A 3,747-nucleotide genomic window follows, 5' to 3' on the forward strand; every position below is an offset into this window, starting at 1 on the left:
TTACTTCCTAGAGCGGCTTAATCTAATATACTGAAATTTAATGATAAATATAAAGTGTTTCGTATAAGGTGTATTATGTTAATTTTAGAAAATCTTTATATTTCAGCATCAATTTTTTAGGATTTAAATGTCAGTTAAAGAAGAAAGATTAAGACCACTAACAATTAAAGACAATGTATGGACCGGAATTTTTTCTGCTATTGTAAGTATTTTGTTTTTATTTGCCAATGAATACGACTTGGCCTTATCTTGTGCACTGATTTCAGGATTTACATTACTATTTGCTTTGCTCAGAAAATGCATAAATGATGTACTACCACTTTCGATAAATTGGTTATTTTTTCTATTATTATTTTTTACTGGAATTTGGACAGGCGTAACAATAGCACGAGATATTAATCAATCAGCACAGCAAAAAGAGATGTGCGGTCAAGTCGAAAATATTTATATTCCGCAGCGTAGAGGAATAGAAACCTTTGATTTAGTTAATAAGCAACAACGCTTGAATGAATTACCTTATTTTAGATATAAAAATCAGATACACGAAGCAAGTAATCAAATTTGTGTAATCTATTCACATGCTGAGAAATGGAATAAAAATCCTTATATCCACATGCTAAAAGCAAATCAAACAGGATATTAAAAATAATTAGATTTTTTATCTTTTTGCAAAACCAAAATAACCTTATACGATCGATATAAACATCCATGAGCCTCCATTTAACATAATGGCGGTTATACGAAGTACACTTGTATATTAATATAAATATCAAAGACTTAACAAACTAAGAAAAATCCAAAAATGCCCAAAAATCCGATTTTGAAACAAATCGGCTTTTTTATGAGCGGTTTTGATACTTCTTGCCAATAAGGTTGATTAAAACTTAATCAAATTGGCGTTTTTCTCTGGCTTATCAATACCCACCATCCCAAAACTATCCCCAATTTCTGCGGACAACTCTTGGAATAAAAAATAACCAATTTTGTACGCCTGAGCGCACACCAATTTAGGGGTTTTGCCGATATTCACCTAAACCCGTTTTTACTATCATGAAGTCATCAGGAACAGGAAGTTCCACACAATAATAAAAACAGAGACGCACAAGGACAGTAAGGTACGACAGGAGTTATACCGAGCGAACCCATACGAAAAACCCCGGCAGGATGCCGGGGTTTTTTATTATCTAATTTTTTAAATCAGAGTCGGATGAGCATCGAGAATACGGATTAAAGTCGCTGCAGGACCAGTTGGATAGCGACGCCCTTGTTCCCAGTTTTGTAGAGTTCTCGCGCTGATATGCAAACGTGCAGCAAACTCAGCCTGGGTTAAGCCTGTTTTCTCACGTACTTCCTTAATATCCGGCAATTCAAGCTCAGTCACTCGGCTTGCTTTCATTTCATTGCGTTTGATGGCGCCAGCTTCTTTGATTGAAGCAACCAAGTCATCAAATAAGTTGTTATCCATGAAATTGCTCCTTCACTAATTGACGCAGGATCGAGGTTTCTTTGTCTGTCAGATTATCTTTCACAGACTTTGGATAAGCCACCAGGAAAAAGATTTGATCATCTTCTGTGACCCAGTAATAGATCACACGAATACCGCCACTTTTACCTTTATTACCTTGAGCACAGCGTACTTTACGGATTCCACCGCCATTCTTGATTAAGTCACCTTTATCAGGCTGTACCAAGAGATCTTGCTGGAGCTGACGATACTCTTCATCACTTACAAGCTCTTTGATTTGCTTGGTAAAAACACTGGTTTCAATGAATAGCATAGGTTCAAGTGCGTCAATGGCGTATAAGGATTTTAGCAGTTCTAGAACAAAAAAACGAGAGCTAGGCACTCGTTTCGTATAGTTCGTACTATATTAATTGTAGAAAAATTAAATACTTCCTGATAGATTCTTTCAATCTTTTTTCATGATTTACATATGAAATATACCTTATACATTTTATTAGCATTTAGCTTTATAGTCTTTTTATTTACAGCTTTTTGGAACGAAGTATCATCAACTGTTTTACCCAATGTGACTCTAGGTCTATATAACAGAGATTTTTTTCAAAATGTCTTAATTAATGCTCATAACTCAGCTATTGATATTCTATTAATCAGTATAATTCTATATTGGTTTGAACAGCGTAAGAAAAAAAATGATGATATTAACGATATTTTTCAAGAACTAGAGTATTTAAAATATTATAAAGGTGATGATATATCTTTTCGTTATTTTGGTCGTTTAAAAAAAATATACGATATGGGAAAAAACCAAATAGATCTACCAGAAGCACAATTATATAATATTGATATTAAAGAAATTAATTTGATTAAATCAAATCTAATAGCAGCTAATTTCAAAAATACAAAAATTTCTAATTGTTCATTCAAACAATGTAATTTCGAAGCAGCTCAATTTATTGATTGTAAGGTTATAAGTAAAAACATGGTCATTTTTGACCAGTGTAATTTTAAAAGAGCTAACTTTTACAAAGCACAGCTTAAAGGAATTGATTTCAGATCATGCCAATTGGTACACGCAAGATTTGATCAAGCTGATTTAGCAAGCGCAGACTTTAGAAATGTTGATTGTAAAGGTATTAGCTTTAAGAATGCTAATTTACGATGTGCTAACTTTATAGGAGCTAAGAATTTGACACAAGAAATGTTAAATGAAGCGAAAAATATAAAGGATATTAAATTAATTAAACGGTAGGGGAATCGAACCCACCTAACAATACGAAATTGCAATACGGGAATAAATTCCCTCCAGCACCAGCCCGTTGACTTACTATTTTATTATTTATGATCTCTTAGTCAATCATTTGTTTAACATAATGGCATTATAAGAGATTTTTAAAATACAGCTAAAAGGGAGCTTTTTGCTCAGCTACGGATATTTATGAAGTTAAAACTTAGAGACATAACGATATTTAATCGTATATTTAATGCAGAAGGTGGATATCTCTTAGATTTTAGTGACAGAACTCTTAGGCATTTCTTTGATGAAGAACTAAATATCGACATCGACGATGAACAGTATAAAGAAGATGGGACAAGTAAAGCTAAGCGTGTACGCTGTCTTCTAAAAAAAGTTGATGCAGATACCGCTTTGCATATTTTAGATAAATTATGGTTATACCGTATGTCTTTAGACCTAGCTGGTGCAACTGAAGATTTAGCTGAATACCATGCTCTGATAGCAAGTATAAAATCTTTAGACAAAAATTCGTCGGCTGGCCTGCCACCCAAAAACTCATTTATTGATATTGATTATACGCATTTAATATCAGAGATGGATAGGATCAAACTTTTACCTCCTCATCCTCGTGGGTATGCATTTGAACTATGGTTAAATGAACTATTTAAGGTATTTAAGCTCGCTCCTAAAGGAAGCTTCAGAAATACAGGGGAACAAATAGACGGTAGCTTTAGAATGGAGGGGGCCTACTATCTAATGGAAGCAAAGTGGCATAGTAAAGAAACACCTGCTAGCGATCTACATTCATTTCAAGGCAAACTAAATGGCAAGGCTACATGGACTAGAGGTGTTTTTATCAGCTGGCAAGGTTTTAGTAATGATGGCTTAACTGCCTTTGGAAATGGTAATAGGATCGTTTGTATTTCAGGGAAAGATATACATCAATGTTTGAAATCGAAAACACCTTTTCCTGTTTTATTGGAAGCAAAACTGAGACATGCATCTGAAACAGGGGAATGTTACATTGCATATGAATATATTAAAAATC

The 3,747-nt window shown here is 33.8% G+C and carries 6 protein-coding genes; 3 read left to right on the forward strand and 3 right to left on the reverse strand.

Features of this window, described 5'->3' with window-relative positions; genetic code table 11:
* Positions 1–127 precede the first annotated feature (127 nt).
* Entirely contained in the window at positions 128–643 is a 516-nt protein-coding gene (locus tag VF675_RS13415; protein WP_440205360.1) for a hypothetical protein, read from the forward strand.
* 234 nt (positions 644–877) lie between these two features.
* Here the strand turns inward: VF675_RS13415 and VF675_RS13420 are convergent, their stop codons facing one another.
* The 3 genes from VF675_RS13420 to VF675_RS13430 form a co-directional block, all read right to left on the reverse strand.
* Positions 878–1,030 (reverse strand): hypothetical protein, encoded by a 153-nt coding sequence (locus tag VF675_RS13420; protein WP_440205361.1) that lies wholly within the window; start codon positions 1,028–1,030, stop codon positions 878–880.
* A 162-nt stretch (positions 1,031–1,192) separates the two neighbouring features.
* Complete coding sequence (gene nadS / locus VF675_RS13425) at positions 1,193–1,465, reverse strand: NadS family protein (protein WP_004896911.1); 273 nt, start codon at positions 1,463–1,465, stop codon at positions 1,193–1,195.
* Positions 1,458–1,778 (reverse strand): type II toxin-antitoxin system RelE/ParE family toxin, encoded by a 321-nt coding sequence (locus tag VF675_RS13430; RefSeq protein WP_440205364.1) that lies wholly within the window; start codon positions 1,776–1,778, stop codon positions 1,458–1,460. Before VF675_RS13430 ends, nadS begins: the two co-directional genes overlap by 8 nt.
* A gap of 156 nt (positions 1,779–1,934) precedes the next feature.
* Between VF675_RS13430 and VF675_RS13435 the strand changes: the two genes are divergently transcribed.
* Both VF675_RS13435 and VF675_RS13440 read left to right on the forward strand, forming a co-directional pair.
* The gene (locus VF675_RS13435) at positions 1,935–2,714 is read left to right on the forward strand and encodes a pentapeptide repeat-containing protein (protein WP_440205362.1); all 780 of its coding nucleotides are present in this window, start codon (positions 1,935–1,937) and stop codon (positions 2,712–2,714) included.
* Between the two features lie 186 nt (positions 2,715–2,900).
* Positions 2,901–3,747: restriction endonuclease (locus VF675_RS13440; protein WP_440205363.1), on the forward strand; the 847-nt coding region annotated here is incomplete at its 3' end.

Source organism: Acinetobacter sp. Lyrl_1, assembly GCF_051948795.1.
GTDB classification, from domain to species: domain Bacteria; phylum Pseudomonadota; class Gammaproteobacteria; order Pseudomonadales; family Moraxellaceae; genus Acinetobacter; species Acinetobacter towneri.

What these genes read in the sequence shown, in the direction of transcription:
- VF675_RS13415 (WP_440205360.1), top strand. Translation starts at nt 128, where the DNA reads ATGTCAGTTAAAGAAGAAAGATTAAGACCACTAACAATTAAAGACAAT.
- nadS (WP_004896911.1), bottom strand. Translation starts at nt 1,465, where the DNA reads ATGGATAACAACTTATTTGATGACTTGGTTGCTTCAATCAAAGAAGCT.
- VF675_RS13430 (WP_440205364.1), bottom strand. Translation starts at nt 1,778, where the DNA reads ATGCTATTCATTGAAACCAGTGTTTTTACCAAGCAAATCAAAGAGCTT.
- VF675_RS13435 (WP_440205362.1), top strand. Translation starts at nt 1,935, where the DNA reads ATGAAATATACCTTATACATTTTATTAGCATTTAGCTTTATAGTCTTT.